The organism is Rhodobacter sp. 4.3.4, assembly GCF_058724655.1.
The window spans coordinates 2816484-2835199 of sequence record NZ_CM178967.1; the positions used below are offsets into that span (position 1 = coordinate 2816484).

18 protein-coding genes and 2 pseudogenes are annotated in these 18716 nt (G+C 62.9%); 8 read left to right on the top strand and 12 right to left on the bottom strand.

The window, feature by feature from the left end:
• Window positions 1-35 precede the first annotated feature (35 nt).
• Window positions 36-635 (bottom strand): annotated as a pseudogene (locus AC4PTB_RS13840) (DUF2793 domain-containing protein); the annotation flags it as partial.
• Between AC4PTB_RS13840 and AC4PTB_RS13845 the strand changes: the two are divergent.
• From AC4PTB_RS13845 to AC4PTB_RS13875, 7 genes are all read left to right on the top strand, one after another.
• Window positions 614-868 (top strand): hypothetical protein, encoded by a 255-nt coding sequence (locus AC4PTB_RS13845; RefSeq protein WP_492190502.1) that lies wholly within the window; start codon window positions 614-616, stop codon window positions 866-868. The pseudogene AC4PTB_RS13840 and the gene AC4PTB_RS13845 sit on opposite strands and share 22 nt — an antisense overlap.
• A gap of 21 nt (window positions 869-889) precedes the next feature.
• Window positions 890-1429, top strand: coding sequence for a glycoside hydrolase family protein (locus tag AC4PTB_RS13850; protein ID WP_492190503.1), 540 nt, complete (start codon window positions 890-892; stop codon window positions 1427-1429).
• Window positions 1430-1472: 43 nt separating this feature from the next.
• Entirely contained in the window at window positions 1473-1871 is a 399-nt protein-coding gene (locus tag AC4PTB_RS13855) for a transposase (protein WP_492190504.1), read from the top strand.
• Between the two features lie 26 nt (window positions 1872-1897).
• Window positions 1898-2221, top strand: coding sequence for an IS66 family insertion sequence element accessory protein TnpB (tnpB, locus tag AC4PTB_RS13860; RefSeq protein WP_164517419.1), 324 nt, complete (start codon window positions 1898-1900; stop codon window positions 2219-2221).
• A 79-nt stretch (window positions 2222-2300) separates the two neighbouring features.
• A complete protein-coding gene (tnpC, locus tag AC4PTB_RS13865) occupies window positions 2301-3839 on the top strand; it encodes an IS66 family transposase (protein WP_492190505.1) in 1539 nt (512 codons plus the stop codon).
• Window positions 3815-4015 (top strand): hypothetical protein, encoded by a 201-nt coding sequence (locus tag AC4PTB_RS13870; protein WP_492190506.1) that lies wholly within the window; start codon window positions 3815-3817, stop codon window positions 4013-4015. The genes tnpC and AC4PTB_RS13870 overlap by 25 nt, the downstream gene beginning before the upstream one ends.
• A gap of 65 nt (window positions 4016-4080) precedes the next feature.
• Window positions 4081-4389, top strand: a complete 309-nt coding sequence (locus tag AC4PTB_RS13875) for a hypothetical protein (protein ID WP_492190507.1) — start codon at window positions 4081-4083, stop codon at window positions 4387-4389.
• Here the strand turns inward: AC4PTB_RS13875 and AC4PTB_RS13880 are convergent.
• The 4 genes and pseudogenes from AC4PTB_RS13880 to AC4PTB_RS13895 all read right to left on the bottom strand — a co-directional run bounded on the left by AC4PTB_RS13880 (window position 4386) and on the right by AC4PTB_RS13895 (window position 8925).
• Window positions 4386-5051: a class I SAM-dependent methyltransferase gene (locus AC4PTB_RS13880; RefSeq protein ID WP_492190508.1), complete on the bottom strand. Its 666-nt coding sequence runs from the start codon at window positions 5049-5051 to the stop codon at window positions 4386-4388. The two genes, AC4PTB_RS13875 and AC4PTB_RS13880, sit on opposite strands and share 4 nt — an antisense overlap.
• A 65-nt stretch (window positions 5052-5116) precedes the next feature.
• A complete protein-coding gene (locus tag AC4PTB_RS13885; protein ID WP_492190509.1) occupies window positions 5117-5953 on the bottom strand; it encodes a protein NO VEIN domain-containing protein in 837 nt (278 codons plus the stop codon).
• 516 nt (window positions 5954-6469) lie between these two features.
• Entirely contained in the window at window positions 6470-7642 is a 1173-nt protein-coding gene (locus AC4PTB_RS13890) for an IS5 family transposase (protein WP_099649422.1), read from the bottom strand.
• A gap of 186 nt (window positions 7643-7828) precedes the next feature.
• Window positions 7829-8925: pseudogene (locus tag AC4PTB_RS13895) on the bottom strand (IS630 family transposase).
• A 128-nt stretch (window positions 8926-9053) separates the two neighbouring features.
• Between AC4PTB_RS13895 and AC4PTB_RS13900 the strand changes: the two are divergent.
• Window positions 9054-9805 (top strand): IS5 family transposase gene (locus AC4PTB_RS13900; protein ID WP_492190510.1). Its coding sequence is split into 2 segments (ribosomal slippage): window positions 9054-9378 and window positions 9378-9805, totalling 753 coding nucleotides; the frame shifts between segments, so codons are not numbered across the junction.
• A 13-nt stretch (window positions 9806-9818) separates the two neighbouring features.
• On the opposite strand, the gene gltS is transcribed toward AC4PTB_RS13900, so the two are convergent.
• From gltS to AC4PTB_RS13935, 7 genes are all read right to left on the bottom strand, one after another.
• Complete coding sequence (gltS, locus tag AC4PTB_RS13905; protein ID WP_099649423.1) at window positions 9819-11024, bottom strand: sodium/glutamate symporter; 1206 nt, start codon at window positions 11022-11024, stop codon at window positions 9819-9821.
• Window positions 11025-11116: 92 nt separating this feature from the next.
• Window positions 11117-11881 (bottom strand): enoyl-ACP reductase FabI, encoded by a 765-nt coding sequence (fabI, locus tag AC4PTB_RS13910; protein WP_035745640.1) that lies wholly within the window; start codon window positions 11879-11881, stop codon window positions 11117-11119.
• The gene (locus AC4PTB_RS13915) at window positions 11878-13047 is read right to left on the bottom strand and encodes an acetate/propionate family kinase (RefSeq protein WP_035745643.1); all 1170 of its coding nucleotides are present in this window, start codon (window positions 13045-13047) and stop codon (window positions 11878-11880) included. Before AC4PTB_RS13915 ends, fabI begins: the two co-directional genes overlap by 4 nt.
• Window positions 13044-14438 (bottom strand): bifunctional enoyl-CoA hydratase/phosphate acetyltransferase, encoded by a 1395-nt coding sequence (locus AC4PTB_RS13920; RefSeq protein WP_097031787.1) that lies wholly within the window; start codon window positions 14436-14438, stop codon window positions 13044-13046. Before AC4PTB_RS13920 ends, AC4PTB_RS13915 begins: the two co-directional genes overlap by 4 nt.
• Window positions 14439-14442: 4 nt before the next feature.
• A complete protein-coding gene (locus AC4PTB_RS13925; RefSeq protein ID WP_051693716.1) occupies window positions 14443-16200 on the bottom strand; it encodes a PHA/PHB synthase family protein in 1758 nt (585 codons plus the stop codon).
• 318 nt (window positions 16201-16518) lie between these two features.
• Window positions 16519-17595, bottom strand: a complete 1077-nt coding sequence (locus AC4PTB_RS13930; RefSeq protein WP_492190511.1) for an alpha/beta hydrolase — start codon at window positions 17593-17595, stop codon at window positions 16519-16521.
• Between the two features lie 8 nt (window positions 17596-17603).
• On the bottom strand, window positions 17604-18716 hold the full coding sequence (locus AC4PTB_RS13935; protein ID WP_068767091.1) for an ABC transporter permease: 1113 nt from the start codon (window positions 18714-18716) through the stop codon (window positions 17604-17606).

Here is an 18716-nt window from a genome sequence, read left to right on the forward strand (position 1 = left end):
AGATGATAGGCCGGGCTCGGGTCCCCTTCTTCGCTCTAAAAGTCCGTCTCCAGATAGACCCCGGCGCAGTCGTAGGCGACGGCGGCGGCGGTCGCGCCGGTGTTCAGGAACAGGCGCGGCGACAGGAACTGCGTGTTGGCAGGCAGGTCGGCGGTGATCTCCTGCTCAAAGACCGCGCCGGAGACCTCGTCGACGACACGCACCCAGACGGATGACCCATTCGGCGGCGCGGCGATGAACAGGGTCAGCACGCCGCCCGTGGCGATGGCAAAACTCGCTCCCATGTCGGTCAAGGTCGGTGCGCCAGTGCCGTCGTTCGTGACCAGCTGCCAGCGGGTGTGCGTGCCGCGCTGGAAGCCAATGCCGATGCAGTTGACGGCTGCGGCGAGCGTCAGGGTTGTGGCCAGCGCGGCCGTCGATCCGTAGAGGCCGAAGAACCCCATGCCGGTCGCTTGCAGGGTCGTCAGCGAAATCCGCGTCACGAAGGTCCATCCGCCGAGGCCTGCCGCGTTCCCGCGCCAGCAGGCCCAGCCTGCGGAGCGCTGGTCGGCCACAGAGTCCACGACGGCCGCCGAGGTCAGACGCCAGCGGCGCATCGAGGCGGCGAGATTTGTTGCGGCCAAAGTCGGGTGCCCTTGCGCTGTCGGCGCAAGGCGGGGCCGCGATCTGGTGGGCCGGCACGCAGAACACCCGCCTGACGTCGCTCGAGGCGCGGGTGGCCGAACTTCTCTCTGCCTCGCCCCTCTACCACCGGCAGATTGTCGAGGCCGACCGCCGCATCGCGGTCATAGACGAGCGGATCGCCAATATCCTCGCCCGGATCGAGGCGCTGACCGCCGCGCTCGAGCGCCGCCACGACGCCCCCTGAAATTCCAGAAGGATCATTGCCATGCAGACCACCGACCGGGGGTGCCTCACCCTGATCCGGCACGAAGGCGTCGTGCCAGGACCCTATCTCGACGTGAAGGACGTCTGGACCTTCGGCATCGGCCACACCGCCGCTGCCGGTCCGCCCGATCCGGCCCGGATGCCGCGCGGGATGCCCGGCGATCTCGATGCCGGGATCCGCGAGGCGTTCCGGCTCTTCCGAACCGACCTCGTTGCTTACGAGACCGAGGTGTTGCGCGCCGTGAAGGTACCGCTCGCGCCGCACGAGTTCGATGCACTGGTCCGCGTGCTGATCCCCCTGAAGCTGCGCAAGAAGAACGGACGGCCCAAGATCATGCCGCCCGCCGATTACAGCCCGAGCGAGGATCAGACGCAGGACCCGCACATCTTGCGCGCCATCGGCCGGGCATGGGGCTGGCGGCGGCGCATGGAGGCAGGCGAGTTCGCCACGATACAGGAACTGGCCGAGGCCGTCGGTCTGGCCGAGCGCCATGTCAGCCGTAAGCGCTGTTCTGCCCCCACCTTCCTGCTGAATCCGTAAGCTGCGATGCGGCCCTGTGGGTATATTTGCACGGGAGGTTTCAATGGGAGTCCATCAGGAGCGCCATATGGAGGCCGTTGGGTTTGTGGAGCTTTTGGCGGCTCCGACGGCCAAGCGGCGGTGGTCGGATGAGGCGAAGGGTCGGATCGTGGCGGAGACGCTTGTTGCGGGTGTCTCGGTAAACGAAGTGGCTCACCGCCATTCGCTGAAGGCGAACCACCTTTCGGCGTGGCGGACGCTGGCGCGGAATGGCAAGCTGGTGGTGCCCGAGATTGCGGGGGCAAAGTTCGCAGCGCCCGTGGCGTCGCCGATGGCAATCGCGACACCGGAAGCGACGGTGTCGATTGATCTGATCATTGGCCCTGTGACGGTGCGACTGGATGCTTCCACGCCTGCGGCACGGGTCGCGGAACTGGTGACGGCTCTGCAGGCCCGCCCGTGATCTTCCCGTCGAACCGGGTGCGTATCATGGTGGCCACGAAGCCCATCGACTTCCGCAAGGGTCACGACAGTCTGGCCGCGATGGTTAAGAACGAACTGCGCAAGGACCCGTTCACCGGGACGGTTTTTGTCTTCCGTGCCAGGAAGGCGGACCGGTTGAAGCTGCTCTACTGGGATGGCACCGGACTGGTGATGGCCTACAAGCGGCTGGAGGAGCACAGCTTCACCTGGCCCGCGGTGAAGGACGGGTTGATGCTGATGAACCATGCGCAGTTCGAGGCGCTGTTTGCGGGGCTCGATTGGCGACGGGTTCGGGCCATAGAGGCGAAGGCTCCCGAGGCGGTGGAATGACCGGTTCTGCCCTGCGGCAGGATGACTCGGTTTGTGCTTTGGGAGGGCATCGGCAGGGCCGCCATGCTAGATCCGCGCCATGCCGAAGACCGCTGATCTGCTTGAAGAAATTGCTGCGCTGAAGGCGATGCTGATCGCGGCGGACGCACGCGACAAACGTAAGGATGAGCGGATCGCGCGTCTGGAGAAGCTGGTCGCGGCCTTCAAACAGGCGGCCTTTGGGCGACGGTCGGAGAAGAGCGATCCGGACCAGTTCGAACTGGCGCTGGAAGACCTCGAAACCGCCATGGCCGTGATCCATGCCGAAGAGGATGCCGAGGATCACGCTGCCAAGCGTCCCGCCAAACCGCGCGCTGCCAACCGTGGATCACTGCCCAAACACCTGCCGCGCATCGAAGAGGTCATCGAGCCGGACAGCCTGACCTGCGCCTGTGGCGGCTGCCTGCATTGCATCGGGGAAGACGTCTCGGAACGGCTCGACATCGTGCCAGCCCAGTTCCGCGTCATCGTCACCCGCCGCCCCAAATATGCCTGCCGGTCCTGCACCGACGGCGTTGCACAGGCGGCTGCCCCTGCACGGCTGATCCCGGGCGGTATGCCCACCGAGGCCACGGTCGCCCATGTGCTGGTAAGCAAGTATGCCGATCACCTTCCGCTCTATCGACAGGCCCAGATCTACGGCCGCCAAGGCGTCGATCTCGACCGTTCCACCCTTGCGGACTGGGTGGGCCGCGCGGCCTTCGAACTGCGTCCCGTGCATGACACGCTGATGGCGGATCTGAAGCGGTCAACCAAGCTCTTCATGGATGAGACCCGTGCCCCGGTCCTCGATCCGGGGGCGAGAAAGACGAAGACCGGATACTTCTGGGCCCTGGCCCGCGATGACCGACCATGGGGCGGCACGTCACCACCGGGCGTGGTCTTCACCTATGCCCCCGGTCGGGGCGGGCAACATGCTGAACGGATACTGCAGGGCTTCGGCGGCATCCTGCAGGTCGATGGCTATGCCGGCTACAACCGCCTGATAGCCGTGGACCGGATAGGTCCTGGCATCCAGCTGGCGCATTGCTGGGCCCATGCCCGCCGCAAGCTGATCGAGATCACCCGCACCGGACCCGCGCCGATTGCCGAGGAAGGCGTGGCCCACATCCGCGATCTCTATGCCATCGAGGCCGAGATCCGCGGCAGCGACCCCACCACCCGACTATCCGTTCGGCAGGATCGCTCCGCCCCGATCCTCGCCCGCATCGACGAGTGGCTGACGCACCACCGCGCCCGCGCCTCGGCCAAATCGCCCTTGGGCGAGGCACTCGCCTACATCGCCAAATACCGCAACGGCCTTGGCCGCTTCCTCACCGATGGCCGCGTCGAGATCGACAACAACACCGTCGAACGCACCATCCGCCCCATCGCCTTGAACCGCAAAAACGCCCTCTTCGCAGGACACGACGCCGGAGCAGAAAACTGGGCCGTCATCGCCTCGCTCATCGAGACCTGTAAAATGAATGGCGTCGATCCCCACGCATGGCTGTCAGCCACGCTCACAGCCATCGTCAAAGGCCACAAGCAGAGCCAGATCGACGATCTGCTTCCATGGAATTACCCCGTCACGGTGTGATCAGGACACCGCTTACTGTCAGCCGCCAACTGCGCCTCGCCTATCTGGCGCCGGAGGTGCTCAAACGCCTGACCTGCGGCCGCGAGGCGACGACGATCAGCCTCTACGACCTGTGTTTTCTGACCGGGGAGACATGGCAGGAGCAGATGAAACGCTCGTTCGATCAAGGCAAGTAGCAAAAATACTTGAAATATGGCGAGTTCGTGCGCAGCTTTACATCGAGAGGTTTATTGAGGTCTGAATGTCACTTACCAATAGAGACGCGGCGATAGTCTTGGGCATGGTGGCTCGAGGCGACAAGCGCCACGACATTGCGGCTTGGTTTGGCGAAAACCAGGCACGAATAGCTGAGATTGAACAGGGTTCCCACGGGAGTATAGCGGCTGCACCAGCGGCTGATTTGCCTCCCAAAGGCGCGCCAGGACCGAAAGGACGGCGCGTACGTGCATTCGCGAAAAAGGCATTGGACGCCTTGAACGCGAATGACATCGAAGCGGCAAAAAAGGCATTACAGGAAGGTCTCGCAGCCTACGACCGCCACGAGGCTTAATCGTAATCGTCGTCTTTCTCAAGTTGACGTCGGCAGGGCGGGATCCACACCAATTCCGAACTGATTTGGGGTTCGTCCTTTTTCCAGACAAACCATGCATAGCCTGTAGCTGTAGAGGCTTTTCGGTCCACGCGTCCTTTGACCATCGGAACGCGTTCGGTGAATTGAGCGAAATAGGTCGGAGGGATGTTCTTGAATAGCGCCTCATATCTGCCGACGCTTTCAAGAAATACCGTTCGCGCCAAAATAGCGACGCCGCTGTTTGCGACAGTCATGGCTCGCTCGATGAATTCTTGTGCTAGCTTAAACGGTGGATTTGTAATTACCCAATCGTGAGATCCGGCCAAGTAGGGATACGTGAGAAAGTCCCTCACTTCACCGTAGCCGTAATCGATTAGGTCGGCTGAGTCTACGCGCTGGAATTTCTCCAACAACGGGCGGCTCATGTAGCCTCTGCCACATGCCGGCTCAAGGCAGGTCAGACGGGAAAGATTAGGGTCGCGGATCACGTGCTGCAACAGCGCGCGGGTTGCCCACGGTGGCGTTGGGAAGTCATCGGGGCTGTCTTTTGGTTCATGGCGTTGCGCCATGACGGCGTGGGATATGTTCTGCATTACTCCTAATAGCCAGTCGAGTGCGAGATGTGAATCCACTTTCTCCATCACCTTCAGGAACGCCGAAGGCTCTTGCTGACCCATCATTACCCGACGAAAACACATTAGCCCAACTAGTGAAAACTCGCCTGAAAGGACGTCGCGGTCAGCGAGACATGCGCGTCCAGCGGCGGGTGCAGCTCGAACGCCTTCGGCTCACGCGCAAAGTTCCACAGGCGGAAAAGGGACCATTCCGACCGGCGTTCCTCGGCCACGGCCAGCTCGTTGCGGCTGATGTGGAAGGGTGTGCGTTCCCAGCCATTCGTCGTCTTCACCTCGATCAGGCGCGGACGGCCATCCGGCGCGAAGCTGGCGATATCGTAGCCGGCACCATCGCCATCCTCCTCCGACACCCACCTGACCTTGCGCGCCAGATCGTCGCGGCCCGCTGATTTGAGGGCTGCACGTTCGTGCGCCAGCACGCGTTCCTCACCGGCACGGCCGAGGGCGCGGTTTCGCTCGTCTCTCGCCGCAACATCGAATTTGCGGGCGATGTGCAGCATCTGCTCCAGCTCCTGCGGAGGAGGCTGGTTCGACAGCGTGGGCGGCGCCCCGATCCAGATCGGCGCGGCGTCGGCCAGGCCAGTCGGCGCTACTGTACGCGAATGGCGACCGAGCCAGGCCGGGTTCAGCGCCAGCCAACGCGCCACAGCATCCACCAACGTCATCTGGAAATTGAAGGCGGGCTTGTAGCCCGAGATCCAGTCCTCACCCAGCCCCTTCAGCACGGCGCTGATGTTCTGGTGCTTGAACTCGACCGATCCCTCGGACCGATCGTTCAACAGCGGCAAAAGCCCGCGCCGATGCTCGGCCTTGTTGTAGGGGCGACCAGAGACGTCGTCTGCCAGCATCGCGAAATAATCCGCGACGATCAGGTCGTTCTCTTGATCTGTCCAGGGCCCGTTCGACATTGCGCCAGGCTAGGGGCCGAAACTGCGTTTGTCATCAGAGACTTCGCGCAAAACTCCCAAGACATACCAACCACTACGCCGCCCGTGTCGCGTCTCCGAATGCTTCGAGACAAGCCGGAACCAGCGAAACAGGGGCGCAGCGCGACCGCATTAGTTCGCTGAAATGTATGGGTTCTTTGAACCCGTCTCGCCGAGAGCGAGGGGCGGGTGGAAAGAGACGGTGGGCGTTCGGAGACTGATCTCGGGCGGTTGGCCAGTCTCCGAAGGGCGGATGGTTTTTGCAAACCCCTTTGGCACATAAAGAAAAAGGCCCCGCGAGGGACCTGTTTTCGGGTTTGCGATGTGCAAGTGGCGGAGGGGATGGGTCTGACGTCGGACCTTCTCCAGCCACTGCTTCCCTAACAGGTCGCTGAATTAGTCGCCGTGCCGGAACGTTTTTCCGTTGGATGGACGGCGGCCTTTCGCGTCCGGCCCGTTCCTGAGAAACGGCGTTCGCGCCCGATGCCGGCTTTCGGCTTATGCGGCCAGCAGCCGGGGCAGTCGGGCGAGGTTGTTAGCGGCCATCGTCAGGATGAAGCGGGATCGCACCCGCTCGACGCCGCGATAGACGGTCTGAGCCATGCCACCGACGGTCTTGGCCCAGCCGAAAGCCTCCTCGATGCGCTTGCGGTGTTTCTGGGACAGGGCATGGCTCTCATGCCGGGTGGTGCGGCCGTCGATCGCTGAATGTCGCGACTTCCGGGCGACATGCGGGGTCACGCAGGCGAGCCGCAGGTCGGTGACAAACCCGGCCGCGTCATATCCCTTGTCTGCCCCAAGCGTCAGCCGCCGGGCCGATCCGGGGGAATGGCGGTGGATCATGTCCAGCGCGGCACGCCGTTCGGCACGGCCGTCGGCCCGGGTCAGGTCGCCCTGGACGATCAGGCCGCTGCGGTTCTCCATCAGCGCATGCCCGATGAAGCACAGCATCGCGCCGGTTCCGGGAGACTTATTGTAGAGCCGGGCGTCCGGGTCGGTGGTCGACGCATGGGTGGCGTTCGAGCGCTTTTCGCCCCGGAAATCGACCTCGACGTTGCGGTGCTGGCGGGTGTGGCGGAGCATCGGGGCTGACTCGGCTTGGGTCGGTTCAGGCTGGTCTTCGGGGGTGCCCTCAGGTCCGGGCGGATCACCCGAGCCGTCGTCCTCGGGCGGAGTGTCCCCCGTCCTGGCCTGAAAGCTCTTCATCGAAGCCCAGGCCTTGACCAGCGTCCCATCCACCGAGAAGTGGTCGTCGGACAACAACGGCGCGACCTCACGATGCGCCAGGATCGCGGCCATCACCTTGCGCGACATCTCCGTCGTCAGCAGCCGATCGCGGTTCTTGGTGAACACCGTCGATACCCAGACGGGATCGTCGACGCCCAGCCCCACGAACCAGCGGAACAGCAGGTTATACTGCATCTGCTCCATCAACTGCCGCTCGGAGCGGACCGAGAACAGGATCTGGATCAAGCTCGCCCGGATCAGCCGTTCCGGCGGGATCGAGGGACGGCCGAAGTCGGTGTAAAGCGACTCGAACTCGGGATCGAGGCTGGCCAGCGCCTCGTTCACCACCTGCCGGATCTTGCGCAGCGGATGCCGTGCCGGGATCCGCGCCTCAAGATCGACATAGCTGAACAGCGACCCGCTCGTCTCGTCCGTCCCGCGCATCGTCACCCCCGCCGTTGTCGTCCCGAGGGTGAATCATGTTCCTCAAACCGCGTCGAGGGCGGACTTCTTCAGCAGCCTGTTAAGGGCGTCATCATCACCATCGCGCGCCGGCTGATCACTATCGCAATTGCCGTCCTGAAAACAGGCGAGGTATGGCATCTAGAGGTTGATCAATAGACACAATCGCTAGTCACGTGAGTCTAAAGTTGTTGGCAGTGTTTTCTGGCAGAATCGTCGGACTGATGCGAGGATTTCATCGGCGGATTTCACCCAACGATAAGGCTTCGGGTTTTCGTTGTGCGCGTTGATGAAGGCGACAATGTCGGCTTCCAACTCAGCGACCGAGCGATGTACGCCGCGTTGGATCTGCTTGCGGGTTAGTTCAGCAAACCAGCGTTCGACCTGGTTCAACCAGCTTGCCAATGTCGGCGTGAAATGCACGTGCCAATGGGGACGTCGCGCCAGCCAGGCCTTCACGCGTGGGGTTTTGTGCGTAGCGTAGTTGTCCATGACCAGGTGTACGTCCGGCCCTTCGGGCATCTGCCGGTCAATTTGCTTCAGGAAGTCGAGGAACTCGGTGGCACGGTGGCGTTTGTAGCATTTTCCGATCACTGCGCCGGTGGCGATGTCGAGGGCGGCGAACAGCGACGTGGTGCCGTTCCGGGTGTAGGTGTGGGTGCGTCGTTCGGGGACACCAGGCGCCATGGGCAGGACGGGCTGCTCGCGATCCAGCGCCTGGATTTGGGATTTTTCGTCCACGCATAGAACGATAGCCCGGTTCGGCGGTGACATGTAGAGACCGACCACGTCCTGCACCTTGTCCACGAACAGAGGATCGGTTGAGAGCTTGAAGGTTTCAGCGCGATGAGGCTGAAGACCGAAGGCGTTCCAGATACGCCGAACGGTCGTATGCGACAGCCCCGTTTCCGTTGACATCGAACGGATCGACCAATGCGTCGCATCCTTCGGCGTGGTTTCCAAAGTGCGTTGATGACGTCGGCCACTTGCTCATCGGACACGGTGCGCGGACGGCCCGCGCGGTACTCGTCCGACAACCCTTCGAGGCGGTCTTCGGCAAACCGTCGCCGCCACTTGCCGACAGTATGTTCGGAATGGCCCAGTTCGGCGGCGATCGCCTTGCTGATCAGGCCATCCGCGCATCTCAGAATGATCCGGCACCTGTCCGAAAGCGACCGCGCTGCCTTATGCTTGCGCAACTGGGCTTCCAGAAAGCCGCGCTCCTCATTGCTCAGTTCAATCGCAACCGATGCCCGACCCCGCATACCGCACCCCGAAATTCGCCTCCCATCAATGATGGCAAATTCGGTTCCAGATGACTAGGGCGTGTTGACGTTTGAGGATTTCCAAACTGATCGCTGGCTGATTCAAGGCTGCCAAATGGGAGGCAACCTTGATCCGCACGACGTTGACCGACACACAATGGGCACTTATCGCTCCACATTGCCTTGGCCGGGAATGTGACCCTGGCCGCACCGGCCCCGCCCCTCGGCTTTTTGTTGAGACGGTTCTCTGGATAGTCCGGACCGGTTGTCCATGGCGCGACTTGCCGGCGGATTTCGGCAAGTGGAACTCAGTGTTCAAGCGGTTCCGGCGATGGGTAAAGGCCGATGCGTTCTACCGCATGTTCCGAGCCCTGGCTGAAGATGCCGATTTTGGATACGCCATGATCGACGGCAGCATCGTCAAGGTTCACCGCCACGGACAGGGCGCAAAAGGGGAACGCAAAGCCAGGCCATCGGGCGCTCTCGCGGAGGGATAACAACCAAGATCATGGCTTTGGCCGATGCGGTCGGCAACCTGACCGACTTTCGGCTGCTGCCGGGACAGGCCCATGATCTGCGCGGCACAGGGGCGCTGATCGATGGCCTGACGTGTGGCCAACTTCTTGCCGACCGGGCGTTCGATGCCGATTGGCTGCGCGAGGCGCTAACCGGTGCAGGGATCGAGCCGGTCATTCCGCCAAAGTCCAACCGCCGCTTCCCCGCCGAATTCGACCGCGAAACCTGCAAGTGGCGGCACCTGATCGAGAACCTCTTCGGCAGGCTCAAGGAATACAGAGGCATCGCCATGCGCTGCTGCAAGACTGATGAAAGTTTCAGCGCCTTCATTGCTCTCGCCGCAACCGTCATCCGACTCCGGTGAACGTCAACACACCCTAGCCGACCAGCGCCGAGATGATCAGCGCGTTGACGATATCGATGAAAAAGCCGCAGACCAGCGGCACGATCACAAAGGCCCGGTGCGCCGCGCCATGTTGCTGCGCCACGGCGGTCATATTGGCGATGGCGGTGGCGGTTGAGCCGAGCGTGATACCGCCAAACCCGGCCGAGATCACCGCCGCCTCATAATCGCGCCCCATCGCGGGGAACACGACCCAAATCGTGAATCCGACCGTCAGCAGGATCTGCATCACAAGGGCGGCGGTAATGAACAGAAGGACGCCGTTCAGCTCCCAGACCTGCAGGCCCATCAGCGCCATGATCAGGAAAAGCCCGAGTGACAGATCCGAGATCAGCGCCAGCGCATCATCGACCCCAGGCCAGATCCGCCGCACTAACCGCCTCGGGGCCAGCGGCAAAAGGTTGCGCAGCACGATCCCCGCGACAAGGCAGCTGACAAAGGCTGGAAGCGTGACGCCGGCCGCCGTGATCGCCTCATGCAGCGCCAGCCCGATCAGCACGGTGACATTCAGCGCCAGGATCGACCAGAGGATGCAGAAGTAATCCATCCGGACCGCGCGCCCCTCATTCGGAACGCCGATGTCCAGATCGCGCTTGTTTTCCGCCTTCAGCCCGCCCCGCCGGATCAGGAGCGCCGCAATCGGCCCGCCGATCACACAGGCCGCGATTAGCCCGACAGTATTGGCCGCGACCCCCAGTTCCAGCGCATTCGTGATCCCCAGCTTTTCGGCGAATATCGGTGCCCAGGCCAGCGTGGTGCCAACGCCGCCGGTCAGCGAAACCGAGCCGACCATCAGCCCGGCCTTCGGCTCCATTCCAAAGAGCCTCGCCAGCCCCATCCCCGCGAAGTTCTGCAAAAGGATGAAGCTGGTCGCAAGGATCAACAGGATCACCAACGGCCTGCCCCCCGCAAGCAGCGTGCGGATATCGGATTTCAGCCCGATACCGGCAAAGAACACCAGCAGCAGGAAATCACGGATCCCCACCTCGAATGAGACCTTCAGATCGAACAGCGCCCAGAGGAGCCCCGTTACCGCGATACAGAGAAAGCCGCCCGCCACCGGCTCGGGGATCGAATAGCGGCGCAGAAGATCAATGTTCAGGGTCAGGATCTTGCCCGCGATCAGCAAGACCACGGCAAGATTGAAGGAATGGAAGGGATGAACCGTAAAGAAGGTCACGCGGCGGCGCCTGTCAGAATGCTGTCAACTGATGTTGATTCCGCTTTGCCCCGGATCCGCCTTCCGGTCAAGGGCGGGGCCCCGCGCCTGCCTCAGGCGGTGGTGTGAAATCCGTTATCGGCATAGACCACCGATCCGCTCATGGGACTTGCGGCCTCGGTTGCCAGAAAGGCCGCCAGCGTACCGATCTCTTCGATGCTTACCAGTTTTCCCGCAGGCGTACGGGCGCGAATCTTATCCATCAGCGCATCGAACCGGTCGATCCCCGAGGCGGCGCGGGTCTTGACCGGACCGGTTGAAAGCGAAAAGGCACGAATCCCTTCGCCCGCCAGATCGGCCGCCGCATAGCGGACCGAAGCCTCCAGCGCGGCCTTTACCGGACCCATGAGGTTGTAATTCTCGACCACCCGATCCGCGCCGTAAAAGCTGACCGTGATCAGCGAACCACCCGCCTGCATCAAAGGCCGCGCCAGCCGCGCCATGCGCAGGAAGGAGTGGCAAGAGATATCCATCGCCGTCGCAAAACCTTCGGCCGAAGCGTTGACAACGCTGGTGTGCAGATCCTCGCGCGGGGCGAAGGCGATGGCATGAAGCAGAAAATCAAGCCGCCCCCATTCAGCGGTAATTCGGTCAAACACGGCTTCCAACTGGCCGGGTTCACGCACATCGCAAGGAAGGAACAGCGGCGCACCCACTTCCTGCGCCACGGGTTCGACCCATGGCCGGGCCTTTTCATTAAGAAAGGTCAGCGCCAGCTCTGCCCCCGCCGCGCGAAAGGCCCTGGCGCAACCGGCGGCGATGCTGGCCTCATTCGCCACGCCAACCACGAGGCCGCGTTTGCCTTTCAGATCAATCATGTCGCTGCCTCTTCGCTGACGGCCTCCTGGGCGATGATGCTTTCCTCATCGGTCGGAATGACAAGAAGCTGCACCCGGCTGGCGGCGGTGCTGATCCTGCGCGACCCTGCTTCATTGGCATCGGGGTCAAGCTCTGCCCCAAGCCAGGCCAGCCGCGCGGCGACACGGGCGCGGATACCGGGCTGATGCTCGCCGATTCCTGCCGTGAAGACCAGCGCATCGATCCCGCCCATGCTGGTCGCCAACCGTGCCACCTCGCCCGCGATGCGCAGGCAAAAGAGGTCGATCGCCTCGGCAGCCTCTGGGCGCGTGCTGGCCATCAGCTCGCGGCTGTCAGCCTCGAAACCCGACACGCCCAGAAGGCCGCTTTCACGATAGAGCATGGTCTCGACCTGTTTCAGGCTTTGCCCCATTTCGCCCATCAGATGCAGGATCACGCCGGGGTCCAGCGCACCCGAACGCGTCGCCATCGGGATGCCGTCCAGCGTCGAAAACCCCATCGAGCTGTCGATGCTCTTGCCGCCCCGGATCGCACAAAGGCTTGCGCCGCTGCCCAGATGTGCGGCGACCACCTTTGCATCGGTGGCCAGATCGCCCAGTTGCCCGGCGATATAGCGGTAGGAGAGACCATGAAAGCCATAGCGCTTGATCCCCTGATCATAAAGCGCGCGCGGCAGGGCAAAGCGGCGGATCAGGGGCGGGTTGGTGGCATGAAACGCCGTGTCGAAAGAGGCTGTCTGTGGCACATCGGGGTAAAGCCCCCGCATCGCCCGGATCAGCGCAAGGCTTTGCGGCTGATGCAGCGGCGCAAGCCGCGCCAGCGCGTCGATCTGCGCGATCACCTGATCGGTGATCCGGGCTGGTCCTGTGAAGACATCGCCGCCATGCACAACCCGATGGCCGATCACCGCAAGGCGCGAAAGATTGAAATGCCCGGCCAGCCAGGCAAAAGCCTGGTTCAGCACGGCTGTCAGATCGCCGGGATCCGCTGTGATCGGGCCTGAAAAGGTCTTGCCCTCGCGCGTCAGGCGCACTTCGAAAGGCTCATCGCGGAAATCGATCACGCCCGACGCCAGCGGGCGCGGCGCGGCGGCCTCCAGTGCGTAAAACCCCAGCTTGATAGTCGAGGATCCGGTGTTGAATGTCAGGATCAGATCGCGGGTCACGCCTTCCCCTCCGCTTTGCGGACCGCGACCAGCTTGGCCAGCGCAGCCGAGGCGATGCGGGCCGATAAAGGATCCGCCCGGCTTGTCAGAACGATTGGCACCCGTGCGCCCAGAACCAGCCCCGCGGCCGTGGCGCCCGCGAAATAGATCAGCTGTTTGGCAAGCATGTTCCCGGCCTCGAGATCCGGCACCACAAGAATATCGGCCTCGCCCGCCACCTGCGAGACGATGCCCTTCGTCGCCACCGCCTCGGGGCTGATCGCATTGTCGAAGGCCAGCGGCCCGTCAACCAGCGCGCCCGTGATCTGGCCTCGAGCCGCCATCACCGTCAGCGCGGCGGCATCCAGCGTGGCGGGCATCGTCGCGTTCACCGTCTCGACCGCCGCCAGCACCGCGACCTTCGGCTGATCGCGCCCCAGAAGCCGCATCAGATCGACGGCATTCTGGCAGATGTCGCGCTTATGCTCTAATGTCGGTGCGATATTGATCGCGGCATCGGTGACGATCACCGGCTTGCGATAGGCGGGCACATCCATCGCATAGACATGGCTGATCCGGCGTTCGGTGCGCAGGCCGCCGCTTTTCGAAACCACCGCCGCAAGCAGTTCATCGGAATGCAGGCTGCCCTTGACCAGCACCTGGACGTTGCCACAGGCCGCCAGTTCCACCGCCCGCGCCGCCGCTGCATGGCTGTGCTCTGTCTCCTCGATCCGGAAGCCGTCAAGCGAGACCCCGGCCTCGGCGGCCGCCGCGCGAATCTTTGCGCCGGGACCGATCAGGATCGGGTCAAGCAGGCCTTCGTCGCGCACCTCGATCGCGCCAAGGATCGCGGATTTCGAACAGGGATGCACCACCGCCGCCCGCACCGGGGGCAATGCGCGGGCCTCTTCGACAAAGCCCTGCCAGCGCCCCTTCGGCAAGACCACCGCCTCGGGAAGGTCACCCGGCACCCAGGTCACCTGCTCGACCGGGGCCAGCACCAGCGCCTCGCCCGAAAGCACCACCTCGCCCCGCTGATTGCGGGCGGTGGTCGTCAGGCGGACACGGTTCTTGCCCTCGATCAGCTCGGCCACTTCAACTTCGGCGGTGATGGTATCGCCTGGCGAAACCGGCTTGTTAAAGCGGATCTGCTGGTCGAGATAGATCGTCCCCGGCCCCGGCAGGCGGGTGCCCAGCACCGCCGAAATCAGCGCCGCAGTCCACATGCCGTGCACCACGACATGGCCAAACGGCCCATGGGCGGCGAAACCGGCATCCAGATGCGCGGGGTTGGCGTCGCCGGAAACAGCGGCGAACAATTCAATATCCTTGGGACCGACGTGGCGGACAAGACTGGCGCGGTCGCCGATTTTCATCTGGTGAAACAGATAGTTGGTCAGAGTGCCGGTCATCTTGTCACCTCTGGAAAACATATGTGCCGGGCGCATCTGCCAGCGCGTTGCCCATTGCGGGCGGCGCGGCGGGGGCACCCGAACGCGCGGCAAGCCAGGCCTGCCAGGGCGTCCACCACGAACCCTCGGTTGCAGGATTGGCCTCGACCCAGGTCTCGGGCGGCAAAAGCGCGTCGTCATGGGCGCGGGTCGCCAGCCGGTAGCGGCGGCGCGGGTGACCGGGAGGAGAGACGATCCCCGCATTATGCCCGCCCGACGTCAGCGCGAAAGTCACCTCGCAATCGGTGAACTGGTGGATTTTGTAGACCGACTTCCAGGGTGCGACATGATCGCGCTCGGTCCCGACGGCAAAGATCGGCACCCGGATGTTCTGCAACAGAACTGTCTTGCCCCCGGCGGTGAAGCGTCCCGAAGAAAGCTCATTATTCAGATAAAGCCTGCGCAGATATTCGGCATGCATCCGATAGGGCATCCGGGTGCTGTCGGCATTCCAGGCCATGAGATCATTCATCGCCGTCCGCTCGCCCATCATGTAATCGCGCACCATCCGGGACCAGATGAGGTCATTCGAGCGCAAAAGCTGAAACGCCCCCGCCATCTGATCGGCAGAGAGATAGCCGCGGTTCCACATCATGCTTTCAAGAAGATGCAGCTGGCTTGGGTCGATGAACAACGCAAGCTCGCCCGGTTCGGCGAAATCGACCTGCGCGGCAAGCAGCGTCAGCGAGGCGAGACGCGCGTCCCCCTTCCCCGCCATGGCAGCCGCCGCGATCGACAGCAAAGTGCCACCCAGACAATAGCCGGTGGCGTGGATTTTCTGATCGGGCATTAGACGGGTGATCTCATCCAACGCGGCCATCACGCCCAGCCGGCGATAATCCTCCAGCGTCAGATCACGATCCTCTGCACCCGGATTGCGCCAGGAAATGGCGAAAACCGTGTGGCCCTGCGCCACCAGCCAGCGGATCAGTGAATTCTCCGGGCTGAGGTCGAGGATATAGTATTTCATGATCCAGGCCGGAACGATCAGCACCGGCTCGGGGTGCACGGTTTCTGTCGTGGGCGTATACTGGATCAGTTCGATCAGGTGGTTGCGGAAGATTACCTTGCCCGGCGTCACCGCCACATCGCGACCCGGTGTAAAGGCCTCGACACCCTCTGGCGGCTCCTGCCGGATCTGGCGGACGACGTCCTGCAGCCAGTTCTGCCAGCCCTTCACAAGGTTCATGCCTCCGGTAGCCCAGGTCCGTGCCACAACCTCGGGATTGGTAAAAGGGTTGTTCGAAGGCGCACAGACATCAAGTATCTGTTTCGCGGCAAAAGACACCACATCCTCGTGGTGCTTCGTCACGCCCGGAACCTCATGGGTGACGTTATGCAGCCATTGCTGCTGCAGCAGGAAAGCCTGCGACATCCAGCTGAAGGGCGGTTTCGCCCAGGCTTCACCGGCGAAACGGCGGTCGCCCGGCAAGGGCGTGATGACCGGCGCGGCCTGCGGATCCATCGCCGAGGCCATCAGATGCGCCATGAGACGCTGCCATTTGCGGCCCGCCTTGACGCCCAGTTCCATCTGCTTGCCCGGTGCCTGCGCCAGATGAAAGGCCCAGTCGACATAGGCCATCATCAGCGAGCCGGGCGAGACCCCGCCGCTGAGCTGTCCCGAGAGCGCCTCTCGTATGCGGTCAACGGCCTGAAAAGCCTCGATGCCAAGGCTTTCATCGCCGGTTGCACCCGAGCCATCTGATTTGGGAGTAAGGGCCATGTCGCGTCTCCAATTTACCGGCGGGAGTTAGCACAGAACTATCAACGAGTGTTGATCGAAATCAAAGAGTTCAAGATTTTTCTTGAACATAGGCATTGCGCCCAAGGCCCGATGCCGACGACATGTCGTAAAGCGCCGTCAAACCGCCGAAACAGCCGCCCCCGGACTGAACAGGCAAAGCATCGGCGTCCGGCGGCGGACACGGAATCCCCTGTCCCTGCCCTGATCATCATGGACGATTACCGGCAAAACGGCGCGACGTCGAGGCCATGACCCGGCCAATGCCGCTGGCACCAACGCCGGGCCAAGGCCGCGGCCTCAATCCGCCAGCACATCACCGATGCCAGTGAAGACACCACCGACCTGATTGAAGACAAAGGCCCCAGCCAAGCGTACCTCACCGAAAAGGGTGTTTTCAACCACAGCCCCGGCCTCGCCGGAAAGCAGGCCGACATAGCGGCTGTGGGCGGGATCATCGGTCGGAATATCGGTAATATCCACGATCCGTATTCCGGTCGCGACCGCCAGGCGCTGGACCGCCGGATCACGCACATCGACAAGCCCAAGCCGTATCCGACGTGCCGAAAGCCGCGACGACAGTTTCAGCGCCAGATCGTCCGAGGAGACGAGCACCGTGATGGGATGCTTCATCGGCCCAAGGCTGACCATCTGGGCGCGGAAAAGATCGATATCAATATCCGGGGCGGCAAGGATGACCTCGATCCGGTCCAGCACATCGTCCCGCCCGGCAAGACGCAGTTGCACCAGCGTCTCCATCGTCAGCCGCGCGCCCATGCTGTGAGCCAGCACCGGCACCGCGTCGGAAGCGGACCGACCCTTTGTCAAAAGCCGCAGCAGATCGGCAAGCGCCGCGCGGGAAAAGTCAGACGCGTCACGATCAGCCAGATAGGCGCCCGGATAGCCTGCCGAGGGCCATGTAAAAAGGACGGGCTTTTCCTCGATATGCGCATCGACCGAAAGCTGCGCGGTACGGAACAAGGCCTCATGAAAGCGGGTGTTGACGCCGTGGACATACAGCCCGACCCCCTCGCGCGAGAGACGCTTTGCAAAGGCGTCACGGCTAAGCGTCTGCCGGCTGCGCATCACGAAATTCCGGTCGGCGCTGCTGCCATTGCGATCCGGCCATTCAATCTTTCCCGGCCGATGGCCAGGCGGCACCGAGACCTCGTATTCCAGCCAGCTTGGCCGGATGGAGCGAGAGTCGCCAAAGGCCCCCGGCAGATTTGCCTCGGGCGCGCGGGTGGTCATGGTCAGCACCCGGACAAGGCGGGCGCCCTCGGGCAGGGCACCGGCATCGGGGGCCAGAACTTCCGGCCCCGGACGCGCAGCGCAGCCTGCAAGCGCAAGCGTCAGGATCAGAAGCAGGCGGCCCAACATATGCCTTACCGCAGGAATTTCTTGAATCGTATCAGTGCCAGCCAGAACAGCGCCACCCCGATCGCCGCCAGCGCCGCGAACTGGGGCCAGACCACGTCAAGCCCCGCACCTCGGAACAAGATGCCCTGCGAGAGGATGATGAAATGCGTGTTGGGGGCTGCAAGCATGATGGTCTGGATGATCTCTGGCATGGATTCCCGCGGCGTCATCGCGCCTGACAGCACCTGCAGCGGCAAAAGCGCCATCATCAGCAAAAGCGCGAATTGCGGCATCGACCCGGCGATGGTGGCAAGGAAAATTCCAAGCCCCGTCATGGCGAAAACCATCAGCACCGCGCCCGCAAGAAACAGCACGACCGAGCCCTGCACCGGAACCGCCATCAGCGCCTGCACCACAACACTTAGCGAAAAGATCGACCCCAGCAGCACCACCAGCCCCATCGACCAGATCTTGGAAAACATGATCTCGGTCGTGGTGACGGGCATGACCAGCAGGTGCTCGACCGTGCCATGTTCCTTTTCGCGGATCAGCGCCGCGCCGGTCAGCACCAGCGACAGCATGGTGATCGACCGGATCACGGCGGAAATCGCGCCGAACCACTTCGGATCCAGCGAGGGATTATACCGCGCGCGGAGCGCCAGATCGACCGGCAGCGCGGTCTCGGCCCGGTAGCCCGCCACATATTCCGAAACCTCGGAGGACACGATCTGCTGGATATAGCCGCCGCCGGTGAAGGCCTGGCTCATCCTTGTCGCGTCGATATTCAGCTGGATCGCCGGGTTTTTTCCGGCCAGCACATCGCGCGCGAAATCCGGTGGGATGTTCAGCGCAAAAGTATCCAGCCCCTGATCCATCCGCCGATCCATCTCGGCCGTCGTGGTCATCTGCGGCTCGACAAAATAGGGCGGATAAAAGGCCGAGGTGATGCGGGCGGAGAGATGCGACTGATCCTCATCCACGATCGAGATCGCGGCATTCGTCAGCGCCTCGGGCGAGACGTTCGCAGAGGTCCAGATCGAGAGCGAAAAGGAATAGACGATCAGCACCAGCATCACCGGATCGCGCCAGAGCCCGCGCAATTCCTTGACGCCCAGATTGAAGGTGTTGCGCAGGTTCAT

Excerpts from the sequence above, each read along its gene's own strand:
- AC4PTB_RS13850 (WP_492190503.1), top strand. The coding sequence starts at position 890 with ATGCAGACCACCGACCGGGGGTGCCTCACCCTGATCCGGCACGAAGGC.
- AC4PTB_RS13855 (WP_492190504.1), top strand. The coding sequence starts at position 1,473 with ATGGGAGTCCATCAGGAGCGCCATATGGAGGCCGTTGGGTTTGTGGAG.
- tnpB (WP_164517419.1), top strand. The coding sequence starts at position 1,898 with ATGGTGGCCACGAAGCCCATCGACTTCCGCAAGGGTCACGACAGTCTG.
- tnpC (WP_492190505.1), top strand. The coding sequence starts at position 2,301 with ATGCCGAAGACCGCTGATCTGCTTGAAGAAATTGCTGCGCTGAAGGCG.
- AC4PTB_RS13870 (WP_492190506.1), top strand. The coding sequence starts at position 3,815 with ATGGAATTACCCCGTCACGGTGTGATCAGGACACCGCTTACTGTCAGC.
- AC4PTB_RS13875 (WP_492190507.1), top strand. The coding sequence starts at position 4,081 with ATGTCACTTACCAATAGAGACGCGGCGATAGTCTTGGGCATGGTGGCT.
- AC4PTB_RS13880 (WP_492190508.1), bottom strand. The coding sequence starts at position 5,051 with ATGGAGAAAGTGGATTCACATCTCGCACTCGACTGGCTATTAGGAGTA.
- AC4PTB_RS13885 (WP_492190509.1), bottom strand. The coding sequence starts at position 5,953 with ATGTCGAACGGGCCCTGGACAGATCAAGAGAACGACCTGATCGTCGCG.
- AC4PTB_RS13890 (WP_099649422.1), bottom strand. The coding sequence starts at position 7,642 with ATGCGCGGGACGGACGAGACGAGCGGGTCGCTGTTCAGCTATGTCGAT.
- fabI (WP_035745640.1), bottom strand. The coding sequence starts at position 11,881 with ATGATTGATCTGAAAGGCAAACGCGGCCTCGTGGTTGGCGTGGCGAAT.
- AC4PTB_RS13920 (WP_097031787.1), bottom strand. The coding sequence starts at position 14,438 with ATGACCGGCACTCTGACCAACTATCTGTTTCACCAGATGAAAATCGGC.
- AC4PTB_RS13925 (WP_051693716.1), bottom strand. The coding sequence starts at position 16,200 with ATGGCCCTTACTCCCAAATCAGATGGCTCGGGTGCAACCGGCGATGAA.
- AC4PTB_RS13935 (WP_068767091.1), bottom strand. The coding sequence starts at position 18,716 with ATGAACCTGCGCAACACCTTCAATCTGGGCGTCAAGGAATTGCGCGGG.